Origin of the sequence: Pseudarthrobacter albicanus (genome assembly GCF_018224015.1) — a bacterium.
Lineage (GTDB): Bacteria > Actinomycetota > Actinomycetes > Actinomycetales > Micrococcaceae > Arthrobacter > Arthrobacter albicanus.
The window spans coordinates 1-14,426 of record NZ_JAGPOT010000084.1 but is presented as its reverse complement, the minus strand read 5'-3'; the positions used below and the strand labels follow the sequence as shown (position 1 = coordinate 14,426).

14 protein-coding genes and 2 pseudogenes are annotated in these 14,426 nt (G+C 65.1%); 4 read left to right on the top strand and 12 right to left on the bottom strand.

Features of this window, described 5'->3' with window-relative positions:
• A pseudogene (locus J9611_RS16660) lies at positions 1-302 on the bottom strand (HNH endonuclease signature motif containing protein); the annotation flags it as partial.
• Positions 303-476: 174 nt separating this feature from the next.
• On the opposite strand from J9611_RS16660, the gene J9611_RS16655 reads away from it, so the two are divergent.
• On the top strand, positions 477-1,415 hold the full coding sequence (locus J9611_RS16655; protein WP_211881728.1) for a 5'-3' exonuclease: 939 nt from the start codon (positions 477-479) through the stop codon (positions 1,413-1,415).
• Positions 1,416-1,466: 51 nt separating this feature from the next.
• Here the strand turns inward: J9611_RS16655 and J9611_RS16650 are convergent, their stop codons facing one another.
• From J9611_RS16650 to J9611_RS22015, 6 genes are all read right to left on the bottom strand, one after another.
• Positions 1,467-1,838 carry a diacylglycerol kinase catalytic domain-containing protein gene (locus J9611_RS16650; protein ID WP_246527944.1) on the bottom strand — a complete coding sequence of 124 codons (372 nt, stop codon included), beginning with the start codon at positions 1,836-1,838 and terminating at the stop codon, positions 1,467-1,469.
• 205 nt (positions 1,839-2,043) lie between these two features.
• The gene (locus tag J9611_RS16645; protein ID WP_211881727.1) at positions 2,044-2,778 is read right to left on the bottom strand and encodes a hypothetical protein; all 735 of its coding nucleotides are present in this window, start codon (positions 2,776-2,778) and stop codon (positions 2,044-2,046) included.
• 76 nt (positions 2,779-2,854) lie between these two features.
• Positions 2,855-3,766 carry an SDR family oxidoreductase gene (locus J9611_RS16640; RefSeq protein WP_211881726.1) on the bottom strand — a complete coding sequence of 304 codons (912 nt, stop codon included), beginning with the start codon at positions 3,764-3,766 and terminating at the stop codon, positions 2,855-2,857.
• Between the two features lie 520 nt (positions 3,767-4,286).
• Complete coding sequence (locus J9611_RS16635) at positions 4,287-5,186, bottom strand: diacylglycerol kinase catalytic domain-containing protein (protein WP_211881725.1); 900 nt, start codon at positions 5,184-5,186, stop codon at positions 4,287-4,289.
• A gap of 9 nt (positions 5,187-5,195) precedes the next feature.
• Entirely contained in the window at positions 5,196-5,765 is a 570-nt protein-coding gene (locus J9611_RS22020; RefSeq protein ID WP_246527943.1) for a flotillin family protein, read from the bottom strand.
• A gap of 72 nt (positions 5,766-5,837) precedes the next feature.
• Positions 5,838-6,257 carry an SPFH domain-containing protein gene (locus J9611_RS22015; RefSeq protein ID WP_246527942.1) on the bottom strand — a complete coding sequence of 140 codons (420 nt, stop codon included), beginning with the start codon at positions 6,255-6,257 and terminating at the stop codon, positions 5,838-5,840.
• A gap of 107 nt (positions 6,258-6,364) precedes the next feature.
• Here J9611_RS22015 and J9611_RS16625 point away from each other — a divergent pair, with 107 nt between their 5' ends.
• The gene (locus J9611_RS16625; RefSeq protein ID WP_211881724.1) at positions 6,365-7,099 is read left to right on the top strand and encodes an NUDIX hydrolase; all 735 of its coding nucleotides are present in this window, start codon (positions 6,365-6,367) and stop codon (positions 7,097-7,099) included.
• Positions 7,100-7,224: 125 nt separating this feature from the next.
• Here J9611_RS16625 and J9611_RS16620 read toward each other — a convergent pair whose 3' ends face one another.
• Complete coding sequence (locus tag J9611_RS16620) at positions 7,225-7,932, bottom strand: DUF4386 domain-containing protein (RefSeq protein WP_211881723.1); 708 nt, start codon at positions 7,930-7,932, stop codon at positions 7,225-7,227.
• Positions 7,933-8,021: 89 nt separating this feature from the next.
• Here J9611_RS16620 and J9611_RS16615 point away from each other — a divergent pair, with 89 nt between their 5' ends.
• Positions 8,022-8,708 (top strand): TetR/AcrR family transcriptional regulator C-terminal domain-containing protein, encoded by a 687-nt coding sequence (locus tag J9611_RS16615; RefSeq protein WP_211881722.1) that lies wholly within the window; start codon positions 8,022-8,024, stop codon positions 8,706-8,708.
• Between the two features lie 37 nt (positions 8,709-8,745).
• On the opposite strand, the gene J9611_RS16610 is transcribed toward J9611_RS16615, so the two are convergent.
• From J9611_RS16610 to J9611_RS16600, 3 genes are all read right to left on the bottom strand, one after another.
• Positions 8,746-9,048, bottom strand: a complete 303-nt coding sequence (locus J9611_RS16610; protein WP_211881720.1) for an antibiotic biosynthesis monooxygenase family protein — start codon at positions 9,046-9,048, stop codon at positions 8,746-8,748.
• Positions 9,049-9,375: 327 nt separating this feature from the next.
• The gene (locus J9611_RS16605; protein WP_211881718.1) at positions 9,376-10,905 is read right to left on the bottom strand and encodes an FAD-dependent oxidoreductase; all 1,530 of its coding nucleotides are present in this window, start codon (positions 10,903-10,905) and stop codon (positions 9,376-9,378) included.
• Positions 10,906-11,071: 166 nt separating this feature from the next.
• Entirely contained in the window at positions 11,072-11,545 is a 474-nt protein-coding gene (locus J9611_RS16600) for a DUF4383 domain-containing protein (RefSeq protein WP_211881716.1), read from the bottom strand.
• Positions 11,546-12,133: 588 nt separating this feature from the next.
• On the opposite strand from J9611_RS16600, the gene J9611_RS16595 reads away from it, so the two are divergent.
• The gene (locus J9611_RS16595) at positions 12,134-14,023 is read left to right on the top strand and encodes a plasmid pRiA4b ORF-3 family protein (RefSeq protein ID WP_211881715.1); all 1,890 of its coding nucleotides are present in this window, start codon (positions 12,134-12,136) and stop codon (positions 14,021-14,023) included.
• Positions 14,024-14,203: 180 nt separating this feature from the next.
• Here the strand turns inward: J9611_RS16595 and J9611_RS16590 are convergent.
• Positions 14,204-14,426, bottom strand: a pseudogene (locus tag J9611_RS16590) (LysE family translocator); the annotation flags it as partial.

The window sequence follows — 14,426 nt, the reverse complement described above, 5'->3', positions numbered from 1 at the left end:
TCCTGGGCGGCGTGTTCCTGCGGGGACGCCGCCGGGGGCGCCAGGGCCCTGGTTGCGTGCATGTAGTCCGCGGCCAGCCTCACCTTCAGCGCCGCGGTCCGGGCTTCCAGCCGCGCCACGGCGGCGAGCCCGTCCAGGCAGTCATCGGCCAGATTCCGCAACGGATCGGCGTTTCCGAGGGGATCGGCGCCGGGCGGATCCGGGCGGTCCGCGCCGGTGAAGGCAGCCAGCACAGCAGCGGACGCGGCGACGGCCTCCAGGGCCTCCCTGCTTCCGGCACTCCACGCTGTTCTGCTGTCCACACCCACAGCATCTCAGGAGGCACCGACAATAAGATGAAATTGGCTGTGTGGCAGCAAAACGCTGGCAGGGTGGAGGGCGCACTTCGGATACACGGCCCGCCATTTAACCCCAAACTGAGTGGTATCTGTGTCGACGAAAGCACAGTTCCAGGCGCATCCGTGGCAGGATCAGTTATGCCCCACCGCCTGATGCTGCTCGACACTGCGTCGCTGTACTTTCGCGCCTTCTACGGTGTGCCCGATACGATCCGCCGCGCCGACGGCACGCCCGTGAACGCCGTCCGCGGCCTGCTCGACATGATCGCGCGGCTCACGACCGACTACGACGCGACGCATCTCGTTGCGTGCTGGGACGATGATTGGCGCCCCCAGTGGCGGGTCGACCTCATCCCGAGCTACAAGTCGCATCGGGTCGCAGAGGTGGTAGTAGGTGCCCCTGACGTGGAGGTCGTGCCGGACGCGCTGGTGGCGCAGCTTCCGATGATCCGCCGCATGCTCGACCTCGCCGGCATCGCCGTCGTGGGGGCAGCCGAACATGAAGCCGACGACGTCGTCGGCACCTACGCCAGCCACGCAGGGCTTCCGGTCGACGTGGTGACGGGCGACCGCGACCTTTTCCAGGTCGTCGACGACGCTCGTCAGGTGCGGGTGATCTACACCGCGCGCGGGATGAGGAACCTCGAAGTCGTGACCGACGCCGTCGTTGTCGGCAAGTACCGCGTGCTGCCCGAGCAGTACGCCGACTACGCGACCCTCCGCGGCGACACCTCCGACGGGCTGCCGGGCGTCGCCGGCATCGGCGAGAAGACCGCCGCGTCGCTGCTCGGAGAGTACGGCACGCTCGACGGGCTGCTCGCGGCGGCTACGGATGCGGGAAGCGGGCTGTCCGCATCCGTGCGGTCCAAGCTCGCCGCGGCCGCGGACTACCTCTCGGTCGCGCCCGCCGTCGTGAAGATCGTGCGCGACCTCGAGCTGCCGACGCTCGAGGAGGCGGGCGCGCAACTGCACCCTGTCGTCGGCGGTTCGCGCGCCGAACTCGAGCGTCTCGCCACCGAGTGGAACCTCGGCGGCTCGGTCAGGCGGCTCCTCGAAGCGCTTGACCTACGTAACTGAGAAGGACAATCCCGACATCATGGCTGTTTCCTTGCCGTTTGGCCTGGGCTCCTACCCCACGAGCCGCAGCGGCCGGTCGCCCAACTGCACCATAATTTCCTGGCCCCAGGATGCGGTGAGGCGGTCGTCTTCCATGCCGTCGCCGAACACCACGAGCTGGTCGGATGCAACGGTGACGCGGAGTGTTTCGCCCGCCTCCAGCACACCCTCGGTCAGGGAGGTTCCGGTGATGGGGGAGGGCCAGGCCTCGCGGACGAACCACGCGAGCCGGAGATCCGCTGGCGCCGGCATCGCGCGTCCTCCGCGTTCCAGGGCGATGGATGCGCACCGGCCGGTGGCGCCCGTGCCGGTGGAGACGATCAGGCCCGAAGAAGAGTGGCGTTCGGCCTGGCCGCCGGGGGCCGTGAGTTGGTAGTTCCCCATCGGAGACAAGATTTTGTTGGGTCTCGACAAGCAGATGAGCGTGACATTAGACGGACCAGCCTGCACCCCCGAGTGTCAGCGGCACGACCAGTACTCCGCACCGCCTAGCCGGTCTGTGCATCTGGTCACACATGTGTCCCGAGATGTCGCACTTCGAAGGTTGTGGAACGCTGCGCGGGAACGTCGGCTTTCACGATTGAAATGCTTAGGGAACGACAATGTTTGTGAGTTCTGACCGTTGGCCGGTTTCCAAGTCCTCAATAAGAACTAGCGAACTGACCTTGGGGCAGTAGTACTTATGCTCTCTGGAGTTTTTCTCAAGCGGCGTCCAGTCGTAGACCTTGACGCAGTCGGTGTATGTGCCAAATTTCGTGGACACGGTCAAGCCCGTGGCGAGAGTGTCTCGCATATCTTCGGCTTTTCCTACGTAATATTCTTGCCTGTAGGAGTCGCCCACCCGCTGCTCGGCCTTCATCCAAATACCAGCTTTCGCACCATCTTTTCCATGAATAAAGCTGCCTGAATGATCGAGCAAATTTCCATTTAGAAAGTTATTCACGTCCTCGCCAAAGTACCATACGTCTCCGTTTTTGTGTTGAGCTAGGTAATCTCTGGTTTCCTCGACAAGCTGCCCGTTGGTATACACTTTGTCCAGATAGATGGCCGTCTCAACGCCCTCAATGACCTTTGATTCCTGGAGGATCTCAATCTCGATTCTCTCGGTGGTTCCTCGTTGATCCGTACTCTCATAAGTCATCTTTTTGCCTACGGGAAGTGCGAAATACTTGTTTGTAATCTTCGCGGTGAATTCCGCTGGTTTGATCTGCGGACTGTAGCCGCTTGCGTCATTTCTTAAATTGCTAAAGAACCATAATGCCCCGCCGGCCATAATTATCAATAAAGCGATGATGCCAACGAACATTCTAGTTTTTGAATTCATAACGATTCCCGCCCCTTCCGAATAGGCCTTTTATCGATTGAGGGTAGAACGATGATTTGAGCCTGTTCCTGCGCGCTTAGTGTCTGACCGGGTGTCCGAGGCTGTTGAGGAGGCGGGTTAGGGCGTCCTCGGCGGCTGGTACGGAGCCGAAGACTTCGCGTTGTCGGGTGGTGTCGGCGACGTAGCGGCCGGACTGAAACCAGCCGGCCATCGCTCCCATGTCCTTGACCATGGGGTTGATCGGTCCGAGGACAGTGCCGGCGGCGCGGATGAGTCCGGTGGGGATTGTCCGGACGCGGATCCGTTTGCGGAGGAGCCTGCCGGAGTTCTCAGCGACTTCCTGCATGCTGACCGGTCGGTCCCAGCCGATATCTATGCGCTGCCCGTCGATGCCGGGTGTGTCCGTTGCGGCTGCCAGGTAGCCGGCCAGGTCAGGTGTGAGGACGAAGGTCAACGGAATGCGCGGGGACCCGAGCCACGTGAGGCGCCCTTTGCTGAAAGGGTCGCCACCGAAACGGGTGACCTGGTCAAGGAATGCGCCCGGGCGTAGCGCCACGAACGGGACGCCGAGTTCCTCGAGCCGGTCCTCGGCCAGCTTCTTGTGCCAGAAGTGCGGAACGTCCGGAGTCTGGTCACAGGTGAGGATGCTCGTCAGCACGAATCTGCGAACGTGGGTGCGTCTGGCGGCTTCGGCGAGGTTGCTGTTGCCTATGGTGTCGATTTGAGGGGTATCCCCTTTGCTGTGCCGTGTGTAGCCTGCCGCCGTGGTGATCACGCTGTCGGCGCCGTCCATCGCGCGGATCAGCGAGTCAAGGTCCATCATGTCGCCACGGGCGATGGTGGCCCCGGCGGCTTCCAGGCGGGTCGCGTCGGAACCCGGGCGCACCACGGCACGTACTTGTTTTCCGCGTGACAGCAGCTGGGCCACCACCTGGCTGCCCAGCATGCCGGTGCCGCCCACCACCAGGACGGGTCCATTACCAGTCATCGTCGCCTCCAGTGCAGTCGAACCCGTGGACACCCTGCGTGAAGCAAATCTACTCACCCGGGACGCTGCCGCAAGCCCCGGCCGTGACAGGATGGCTCGGACCGCCACCTGTTGGAGGGGCACGCCCTATTAGCCCGAATCCGAGGGTGTGGGGATTTCGGGGCGAACTCACGGTGGGCCGGAGCCGGATCTCACTTCAGCCGTGCCCGTCAAGTTCACTCGAGTACGGAATCGGAGCCCAATAGCGCACTCGCCTGAAGGATCGCCTGTTCGACGTCGCCCGTGAGTTCGGTCCAGGCGTGGTGGCCGGCCGACTTCGAGAAAAAGGGTCAACTAGCGGAAACAGTGGGGTCAACTATGTGGAATGGTCCAGACTGACCGGAATCTCACACTGGAACCCCTTTTATATCTCGCGGGGCTCTCCCCGGATGCGAGAGAAACCCTCTGGGTATGGTTTCTGGGCGGAGACGATCGGAGTCCAGTCGAGAGCGGCTTCGTTGGGGTAGCTCCCAGTGGGCTCCTACCCCACAAGCCGCAGCGGCCGTTCGCCCAGCTGAACCGTGATTTCCTGGCCCCAGGATGCGGTGAGGCGGTCGTCTTCCATGCCGTCGCCGAACACCACGAGCTGGTCGGAGGCAACGGTGACGCGGAGTGTTTCGCCCGCCTCCAGCACGCCCTCGGTCAAGGAGGTTCCGGTGATGGGGGAGGGCCAGGCCTCGCGGACGAACCACGCGAGCCGGGGATCCGCCGGTGCCGGCAAGGCCCGTCCTCCGCGCTCCAGGGCGATGGATGCACACCAGCCGGTGGCGCCCGTGCCCGTGGAGACGATCAGGCCCGAAGAGGAGTGGCGTTCGGCCTGGCCGTCCGGGGTCGTGAGCTGGTATCGGGCCGACTGGTGCGAGGCGTGCCCGATGAAAACCTCGTTGAGTCCCGAGAGTTCCTGTCCGTCGTCGAGCCGTGCCGTCACTGTGGCGAGGTCCTGGCAGCGCAGCCGCTCCACCGGGCCGGCCAGGGCGGCGTCCTGCAGCAGCTTTGCCGCCGCGTCGGGCGTGTGCCGGACCAGGACACCCGGATTCGTTCCCGGTTCGGGATCGATCCCGATGACGGGCTGGCCGTTGAGGTACTTCGCCGCGTTGGCCACGAGCCCGTCCTGCCCTACCACAGCGATGATGTCCTCACGTGTGAGCAGGAAGCGGCTGAGGTCCGCGCGCTCCACCTCGGCGTGACGCCACTCGGCCGGAACCGCGGCGCGGACGGTCACCAGGGCCGCGGTGAGCCGGTCATGGCGTTCCTGTACAGCCTGGATGGTGCGGCCGCGGGTGCGCAGGAAGAATTCGGCCTGGCCGCGGGTGGCGTGCCGGTCCAGGAGTTCCTGGAGCTCGGTCCGCCGGTGGACTATGACGAGACGGGGGTTTGCCATGACCGGATCCTATTTCCCGGCGCTGCCCGTGATTCCGGCCGCAACACGGGCTGCAGCAGCCTGAACCGTGCCGCCTGCAGGCTCCCTGAACAGCCCGGCAAGTGCCCCGCTGAGCAGGTCCGGGGTGATGGTGAGGTTCCCGATGTTGGGCAGTGATCCGGCTGCGTCGCGGAGGGCCAGTGCCAGCAGGGTGGCTTGTTCCATGCCGCTGTAGACCTCCATGGTGGCGGCCTCGCGTGCCGCGGCTGCCTCGCCCACGAGCCGGATCTGGTTCGCTTCGGCGGAGGCGTTGATGCCCTTGCGTTCGGCCGAAGCCTGCGCCTCAATGAGGCCCGCTGCGGCTTTTTCCTCGGCCTGACGCCGCGCGTTGGCGCCTTCCTGGGCGACCAGGTTTTCGCGACGGGTGGCCAGCTCGATCTGGCTCGCCATTTCGTTCTCGGAGATGGTCCGTTCGCGCTCGACGGCGACGGCCCGGCGTTCGTACACGGCCCGGTCTGCTTCGGCCTGGAGCTGTTCCCGGACCGGCGTCTGCAAGGCCCGTTCGACGTCGGACTCCGGCCGGACCGCCAGGACCTGCACCCCAAGGATCTCGATGCCGGTGGACAGGAGCCGGGTGTCCGCACGGAGGGCTTCGGTGAGGACGTTTCGGAGCTAGCTGACTCCGCGCTCCAGCGCCTCGGCGAGCGTGGTGGTGGCGATCTGGTCTATGGCGTGGCTCTGGCACAGCTGGCCGATGATGGTGGCCACCTGCTCCTTCCCGGTCGACGGCGCCCCGCCGGCCGGCTGGAGGCCGAAGTCGAGCCGGCTGGAGACGGACACCGGGTCGATGAAGCGGTAGGTCACGTTGGCCTGGACGCTCACGTCCTGGTGGTCGCGGGTGATGGCGTGGAAGAGCGTGGGCAGTTCCTGGTCATCCACGGGAACCTCGCTGAGCACGGAGTTCGCGGGGCGGTACCAGAAGGCCTGGCCCACGCCCTGGTGCCTGACCGCACCCTTCTGCAGGTGGACGACATAGCCGGTTGGGCTCCCGAGGAAGTGGCTGATCCAGGGGTAGCGCTTGATGCTGGCCATGGGATTCTCCTAAACCGCTCGATGTTGTCGTCAAGTTGACGATAACCGAACGATAGGGCCTGCTCCGAGTTATTGTCAAGGTGACGATAAATCCCTACGATGGGTTCATGCCTGAATCACACCCGGCGCCCGCACGCTTCCCGGTGGCGGTCGACGTCGTCGCCCTCACCGTGTTCGACGGCGCCCTGAAGATCCTGCTTATCACCCGCCTCATCGAGCCTTTCCGCGGCAGGCTCGCCCTCCCGGGCGGTTTCGTGTTGCCCGGCGAGGACCTGGTGACGGCGGCGGGCCGCGAACTGGCGGAGGAGACCGGCGTCGGGCAGGTCCCTGGCCACCTGGAACAGCTGGGGAGCTACGGTCCGAGGGGGCGCGACCCGCGCGGGGATGTGCTGACGGTGGCGCACCTGCTGCTCGCACCCAACTTTCCCGTCCTGTCCGCCGGGAGCGACGCCGAGCACGCCGCGTGGTATCCGGCCGGCCAGGTCCTGGATGGCGAATTGCAGCTCGCCTTTGACCATGAGCGGATCCTCGGTGACGCCTTGGAGCGGGCGAAGTCAAAGCTTGAATACTCGCCGCTGGGGGCGGCCTTTTGCGGCGATGAGTTCACCGTCGCCCAGCTCCGGGCTGTCTATGAGGCCGTGTGGGGCACGCGCCTGGACCCCCGGAATTTCCACCGCAAGGCCACGGGAACGCCGGGCTTCCTGGAAGACACTGGGCGGATGACGACGGGCGACGCCGGCCGCCCTGCGGCGCTTTTCCGGCTGGCCGGGGCAGCCCGTCCGGCCGCGGGCCAGCCGGCGCGGGCCGTGCTCAACCCGCCGCTCATGCGGCCGCGTGACTGACGCCCATGCAATCGTGCTTGGGGACGAGCCGATAGACGCCACGAGCCGAATATTGGGGGTGCTGCTGAATCCACCGAAGCGTGATTCCGTACCAGCACCTCCGCCGTGTGGTGGAGGTGTGCCGGTCAGCGGACGGTGAGTCGGCGGCCTTTGATGAGGAGCCAGAAGATGATGGCGACCTCACCGATGAAGCCGAATGAACCGAACGTGGTGGGGAAGTGGGCGCTGAATGCGACGCCGAGCGCGTCTGCGATGTACCCGAAGCCGGCGATCGCCAGAAGGATGCCGAAGATCTTGGCCATAAATCCGGAACGGAAGGCCAGGTAGCCGATCAGCACGAGGTAGATGCCGAAGAGGCCGAGGCTGATGACCCAGGCGGTGCTGAATGTCTCGATGGCTCGTAGGGCCTGGGCCGGTTCGCCGAGGAGGGCGAACGCGTTGACCAGGTGGCTGGCGGCAACCATGAAGAGCCCCGCGAAGACCACGCGGATCCATGCGGCCGTGGCGGAGAGGCGGCGGTTCACCGGTTTGAAGAGGGCGTACCACGCACCGGCCACGACGATGTCCAGAAGGGCCACGACGAAGATGCAGGATACCCCGCCAAGGAAGAGGAGCGCCGAGTTGGAAATGTCTGCCGAGGTTTCCGCCGCATTCCCTGGTGTGATGAGCGGAACGATCCCACCGAAGTAACCAGCGATCATCAGGACCGCCATAAGCGCGAGTCCGATGCCGGAGACCAGGCTCGCCGTGCGCGGCGACCAGTTGGGGAAGTTGAGAATCGTGGCGCGGGGCGATCGCGGAGTGGGGATTGAGACAGGCGGGACAGTGCTCATTACGCATTCCTTACGTTGTAAGCTTATGTTGTAAGTAGGCTACATGTACGTTGTAAGCTTGTCCATGGAAGCAACAGGAAGATTGAGAAATGACGGCAAAGCGTGCACCTGCCACGGAAGCCCGCCTCCGATTGAACCGGGAACGCGTGCTCCGGACGGCCATCCGGTTAGCAGACGAAGGAGGTATCGAGCGGCTCACCATGCGCAAGCTCGGAGAAGAACTCGGGGTGGAAGCAATGTCCCTGTACAACCACGTGTCCAACAAGGAGGACCTGCTGAATGGCATGATCGACGCCGTCTTTGGTGAAATCGAGCTGCCATCGCACGGCGACGACTGGAAAACAGCCATGCGGAAACGATCCGTCTCGGTCCGTGACATGCTCTCGCGCCACCCCTGGGCGAACGGGCTGATGGATTCCGGCACCAATCCCGGGCCTGCAACGCTGAGGCACCACGATCGGGTGCTCGGCACCTTCAGGAACGGCGGATTCTCCATCGCCATGACAGCCCACGCGTTCGCTGCGCTCGACAGTTACATCTACGGGTTCGCGAGGCAAGAAAAAGGCCTGCCCTTCGACGGCGGGGAACAGGCTGCCGCGACGGCGCAGACAATGCTCGCGCACCTGCCCGTTGACGAATACCCCTACCTCGTCGAGCTCATGGCGAAGCATGTGCTCCAGCGAGGCTACGACTACTCCAACGAATTCACATTCGGACTTGACCTCGTCCTGGACGGTCTGGAAAGAGCACGCGACTCGGGGCAGGCCGACGCATGAGCATCAAGCCCAACTGACCGCCTCGCCGGAGCGATCTTTATCGAGGAGTAGCGCTTACCAGCTCGTAGTGCTCGACCAAGGGAAATGGCTCGTAAAAGCGGTGCAATAGCGCGCGCCACTCCTGATACTGCGGAGATCCTCTCAAACCCACGGTGTGATCCTCCAGACAATGCCATTGCACGAGCAGTAAGTAGGTGTTGGGCGATTCGATTGAACGCGAGAGCGACATCGTGACAAAGCCAGGCATCGACGCAATAATCAATCGAGCCTGATCGAACGCTGCCTCAAAATCTTTTTCCAGGCCGGAAATGACTGGCAGCAGCGCGTGTTCCGTAAGCATTGGCCCAGTGTCGCAGATTCCCATAGAGATTTCCCGCCCGGGACCGCACTAACGCAATGACTCAAATTCTATGAATTCATCGATACCGACACGGACCTGAAGACCGGCTCCAACGGCGTGTGGGGTCGGTGTTGAGGCGCCGGACGGCGTCCAGTTCCGCTGGCCGGGTCGATGTCCTGGGCGAGTCGGCCCAGTTCCGGCAGACTGTCCTGGACGGCGCAACCCCTGGGTGAACGGACCGGCGGGCGGATCATCGGCATGGTCAGCATCGAGGACCGCCCCGAGGAAGCTTCCGACCGCCCCGACCGGGGCGTGGGAGGCCGGCGGTCAGGGGACGGGCCGGGGTGGGAGGTTCTTGGCGGCAGGTCCTTGGATGACGGTGCCGTCGGTGGCGAACCGGGAGCCGTGGCAGGGGCAGTCCCAGGTGGTGTCGGAGGGGTTGAAGCCGACGGTGCAGCCCAGATGGGTGCAGATCGCGGAGACGGCGTGGACCCGCCCGTCCGCGTCTTTGTAGACGGCAGTGCTCTCGCCGTTGACTTTGATGACTGCTCCCTCGCCCGGGGCCAAGGCCGCGTGGCTGGGTAGGCCGCTGAGTTTGCCGGCCAGGATGGCTGCCGCAGTCTTGGTGTTCTCCTTGATGAACCGTCTCGCGCTGGCTGCCGGGGTGGTCCGGTTGCTGTTGAACACCGGGGCCCAGCGGTTCTCCCGGCCGCTGAGGGTGTCGGCGAGAATGAGGGCGGCGGCGGTTCCGTTGGACAGGCCCCATTTGCGCAGGCCGGTGATCACGTACACGTGCTTGGCGGCGGGGGACATGCGCCCGACGTAGGGGAGCCCGTCGAGCGGGATGCCGTCCTGCGTTGACCAGCGGTAGGCGATCTCGACGACGCCGAGGCGGTCGTGGGCGAAGGCGGCGAGTCTGCGGTACCGCCCGGCCGTGTCGCCGGCCTCGGACACGCGGTGGCCTTCGCCGCCGGTGAGCACGTAACTCGTGCCGCCCACGCTGGCGGTCAGGATGGACCGCAGCGGTTCCTCGGCGCTGATGAACGTGGCGTCCAGCGGTGGGGTGTCTACCCGTCCGGCGACGAGGTAGGAGCGGTGCGGATGGCACCGCAGGTAAAACAGGCCCTGGCCGCCGAACGGCACATTCGTGGCGACGATGATGTCACGGGCGCGGACGGTGCCGCTCCCGGTATCGACCGCGCCGGGGGAGCCGTCGCGGATCCGTTGCGCGCGCGTTCCTTCGAAGACGAAACTGCCCCCACCATTGACCGCCTGGGCGAGACCCTGCAGGTACTTCACGGTATGGATCTGCGCCTGCCCGTCGAACCGGACCGCACCCTTGACGGCGAAAGGCAGCGGCACATCGGTGGTGAAGGTGGCGGGAAGGCCGAGCCGTGCGGCAAGGGCCGCTTCCTCCCGGACCCGGGCAACGGCGTCGTCGGTTTCGGCGTAGGTGTAGGTGGCGACGCGGCGGAAGCCGCAATCGATGCCCTCTTCGGCCACCACGTGCGCGATGTGTTCGATCGCGGCCTGGTTGGCCTGCCCGTAGGTGCGGGCGGTGTCGGCCCCGTGGCTGCGTTCAAGTTCGGTGTAGGCGAGGCGGTGCAGTGAGGTGACCTTGCCGGTGGTGTGGCCGGTGACGCCGGTTCCGACACGGGCGGTCTCGATGACCGCGACAGTGTGGCCGGTGCGTTTGAGCGCCAACGCGGCGGTCAGGCCGGCGATGCCAGCCCCGACGACCGCTACGTCGACGTCGATATCCCCGCGCAGGGCGGGATAATCGGTGGTTCCGGCGGTGGCGACCCAGAGGGAGACGGGTTCACCTTCGGGCCGTTCACTGTCCGATGCGGCATTCACTGCGAAACCTCCCGATCACCCGGTAACAGGTGGTGGCTGCGACCAGAAGCCCGAGAGCGATCAGGTCAGGATCGCTCTGCCGATGATGACGTAGACCGTCCCGAGAGCAGATTTCCCGCCGGGGGGACGGCCGCCGTCGTCAGTTTTCCACGAACCGTGCGAGGCGCTATGCGGCGCTTCCTTTCACCTTTTCAATGGCATCCCTGCCGAGCCAGAGGCCCAGGCCGATCATGCCGACGCCGAGAACCAGATGCAGCCAGTTGTCGGCAGAGTTGAACGGGACAAAGTTGGCGCCCGCGTTCATATCAATGACCAGGCCGTAGATCCACAGAACCAGGTACACAATGCCGCCGCCAAGCAGGAACCAGCGGGCCATCTGGTCTGTCCTGGCCATGGCAATGCCGGCCACGCCAAACAGCAGATGGACGATGTTGTGCAGCACGGACACCTGGAAGACTCCAAGCAGCATGGCCCCGGACTCATGTCCCGCAAAGTTCATGGCGCCGTAATTGGTGGTGATTCCCGGGATGAACCCGAGGACTCCAAACAGCAGGAAAACCGCACCAACACCCATGGTGGTGCTGTGAAGGGTCAACCCCATCATGTGGTGGTGCTGGGCAGGGTGTGAAGCGGTGGTCATGACTCTCCCTTTCACGCTGATTACCGGCTCTTCTGATGGAGAACCGGTCTCGCGGCAAGGAGTCGCAGGATTCCTGCCGACGCCCATATCGTACTCCTGAAAACCGCGCGCGTGCAGGGGAAAACAGGGTCTTGGGGGCCTCGGCTCGGGGGCCGCTCGACGATCCTGAGACACTGCTGAAGGCCGGCCGCGGCCGGCTCAGGGCGGGGCGGCGTGAACGTTCCGCGTTGGCTGTTCCCGCGTCAGCGGCACGACCGCTGTTTTTGCTTTGCCGGCGCTCCCGCGGGCCATTTGCCGGAAACGGCCGCCACGGGAGCAGGCTTAGCGGCCATATCCGGCAAACGGTGCAGCTGGCCGCGGCGCCGATACCGGCCACTGCCAGCACGAGCGCTGCGCGAGAGACAGACGGGCTTGCTGGCGCTACCCCCGCGCCTCAGCGAACCGTGGCGGCATGGACTCCATCTGCTCCATAACCAGCTTGATGGCCTCGGGCCGCAGTCCGCCGCGCTCTGTGGCCGAAACTGGCGTGCCGCCTTCAGAGTCAGTACCGTCGTCTCAACAACTCATTCGTCAGCAGACAGGTGCACCATGAGCAGGAACAGCAGGAACCGGCACAAGGGCAACGGCCCCGCGGCGAAAGGCGCCCCCGGCTCCCAGGCCTCTGGTTCCGTTTCCCTGAGCACTTTCCGGGCCGGCCGTGCCTTGGACGCGCTTACGCCGGCCTTCGTCCAGTGGTTCGACGACGGCTCACCCGGCGCTGCTGCCGCCGCTGTGGAATACCTGAAGCAGGTTGAACCCGTCATGGGCCGCTATCTGGACAGCACGGCCGCGGCGGAGGTGACAGGCTTCGAGCCGGTTCCCCTGGCGATCGCGATCTCGGACGAAGTCGCTGCCACAGCCGACGCTTCTGCCGCCGGGCTGTCGGATGTCGAGGACGCCGTCTTCGTCGTTGACGCTGTCCACGCCTACGTCGAATTCCTGTCCGAAACGGGCCGGTGGAGCGGATCCGCGGAGCAGCTGGCCGGAGTCAGTGACTTCTTTGACACCATCGTGGAGGACGATGACGAACCGGGTTACCTCGACGTGCCGGACATTCCCGAAGAACAGGCCCTGGAGGTCTTCTCCGGGCTGCCGCTGATCCAGCGGGCCACGGCGCTGCTGCGGTGGATCGGAGCCGGGCGGCCCGTCACCGGAACCGGTGCGCTTCGCTTGCGGGACATTGAAGCGGCGGCTGCCTGCGTCGGGGTGACCGTCAGGGGTAACACCAAGCGGGCGGATTCCGCGCTGCCGGGCACTGCGGATGCCGTACCGACGGTCCGGAGCATGTACGAGGTGCCGCTGCTGGCCCAGATGTGGGCCGCGCTCGAGGCGGCCGAGCTGATTGAGATCAGGTCAACGAAAGTGGTGCCGTTCGAAGACTCCAAAGACTTCCTGGCCGGCGGTACTTCGGAGCGGTTGGAGGAGTTCTTTCTTTTCACCGCGTGTTTCCTGGAACAGGCTGTGGTCCGATACGATCCGGACCAGCCTTGGGAAAAGATCATCGCCGGGCTGGAGACCTCGATCCTGATCGCGGCGGCCACGGCGGAACCGCCGTTGGTGGAACGCGTCCTGGCCGCCCCGGATCATGCGCCGGGGGCCGAGAAAAAGATAGCGGTCGCTCTGACCAGCGCGGCTGTGCGCCGGCTGGAAGCGCTCGCCGAGCTGGGGCTGCTGACCATCGACACTCATTTCCGGGTGCCGCCGGCGCTCATCGGCTGCGTTGCGGATACTTTCGACAACGACCGGGTGTTGGCGGACCTGGGCCTCGGGGAAGCCCCCGACGATGCGGCTGTGGGGCCTGCAATTGCTGATACAACAGCTCCCGGGGCGGCACTGGCGGCGCCGCAGCCAGCTCCTCAATCGATTCTGCAGCTGAAAATCATGCTCAACGATTCGAAGCCGCCCATCTGGCGCCGTGCCCTGGTTCCTGCCGGCATGCCGCTCCCTCAGCTGCACGCGGTGATCCAGGCACTGTTCGGCTGGCTGGACTACCACCTGCACCAGTTCCAGACCGGGGGATTCCGCGGCCCAACGTATGCGCCGGTGGACCCGGACGGCGAGGACGATTTCTACGGCGAACCTTCCCGCGACGAATCGAAGGTGACACTCGGTGAACTGCTCCCGGCCGTGGGCAGCACCATGACCTACACCTACGATTTCGGCGACAACTGGGTGCACGGCATCAAGGTGGAGAAAATTCTGGCGGCCGACGACGGCGGCGGGCAGCTCCCGCGGTGCACCGCTGGCCGCGGTGCCGCGCCGGCGGAGGACAGCGGCGGCATCTGGGGCTGGGAGAACATCGTCCAAGCCGTCAACGATCCACGCCACGAGGAGTACCAGGAGTACCGGGAGTGGCTGGGACTGCGGGGCGGCGAAACGCTGGATCCCAAAGCCTTCGACGTGGAACAGGCCAACGAGACCCTGGCAGATCTCTTCTGAGGCTGCCGGTGGAGGCTCCGTGAGAACGTGATCGAGTGAATGCCAGGTGAAACCAACCCGGACCATTTCCCGGGAACTGGGCGGGGTCTCCGAAAACGTCGGCTGGCCTGCCGAGGGCCCGCACCCTGTTCCGAGGCCAGGCAGCTCACATATCCTCGCGGGCACGGGCCCGGGTACGGGCTACGAGCTGGTGCTGGAGGCAAGCACGCCCAGGCCGAGTGCGGCGATAATGCCGCTGCTGCCGCGTTCGAGCCAGCTGCTCACCCGGGGGCGCTGCAGCCAGGCCATTGCCTTGGCTGCCGCGATGGACACGGCCACCAGATAGAGGAAACCGATGGCGCTTTCGATGGCACCAAGCACCATGGCGGTGTCCAGGGTGTTGCCGCCGTGTGGAATGAATTGG

What these genes read in the sequence shown, in the direction of transcription:
- J9611_RS16600 (WP_211881716.1), bottom strand. Translation starts at nt 11,545, where the DNA reads ATGACCACCGCTTCACACCCTGCCCAGCACCACCACATGATGGGGTTG.
- J9611_RS22015 (WP_246527942.1), bottom strand. Translation starts at nt 6,257, where the DNA reads ATGGCCAGCATCAAGCGCTACCCCTGGATCAGCCACTTCCTCGGGAGC.
- J9611_RS16635 (WP_211881725.1), bottom strand. Translation starts at nt 5,186, where the DNA reads ATGGCAAACCCCCGTCTCGTCATAGTCCACCGGCGGACCGAGCTCCAG.
- J9611_RS16615 (WP_211881722.1), top strand. Translation starts at nt 8,022, where the DNA reads ATGACGGCAAAGCGTGCACCTGCCACGGAAGCCCGCCTCCGATTGAAC.
- J9611_RS16625 (WP_211881724.1), top strand. Translation starts at nt 6,365, where the DNA reads ATGCCTGAATCACACCCGGCGCCCGCACGCTTCCCGGTGGCGGTCGAC.
- J9611_RS16595 (WP_211881715.1), top strand. Translation starts at nt 12,134, where the DNA reads ATGAGCAGGAACAGCAGGAACCGGCACAAGGGCAACGGCCCCGCGGCG.
- J9611_RS16620 (WP_211881723.1), bottom strand. Translation starts at nt 7,932, where the DNA reads ATGAGCACTGTCCCGCCTGTCTCAATCCCCACTCCGCGATCGCCCCGC.
- J9611_RS16650 (WP_246527944.1), bottom strand. Translation starts at nt 1,838, where the DNA reads ATGGGGAACTACCAACTCACGGCCCCCGGCGGCCAGGCCGAACGCCAC.
- J9611_RS16640 (WP_211881726.1), bottom strand. Translation starts at nt 3,766, where the DNA reads ATGACTGGTAATGGACCCGTCCTGGTGGTGGGCGGCACCGGCATGCTG.
- J9611_RS16645 (WP_211881727.1), bottom strand. Translation starts at nt 2,778, where the DNA reads ATGAATTCAAAAACTAGAATGTTCGTTGGCATCATCGCTTTATTGATA.
- J9611_RS16655 (WP_211881728.1), top strand. Translation starts at nt 477, where the DNA reads ATGCCCCACCGCCTGATGCTGCTCGACACTGCGTCGCTGTACTTTCGC.
- J9611_RS16610 (WP_211881720.1), bottom strand. Translation starts at nt 9,048, where the DNA reads ATGCTTACGGAACACGCGCTGCTGCCAGTCATTTCCGGCCTGGAAAAA.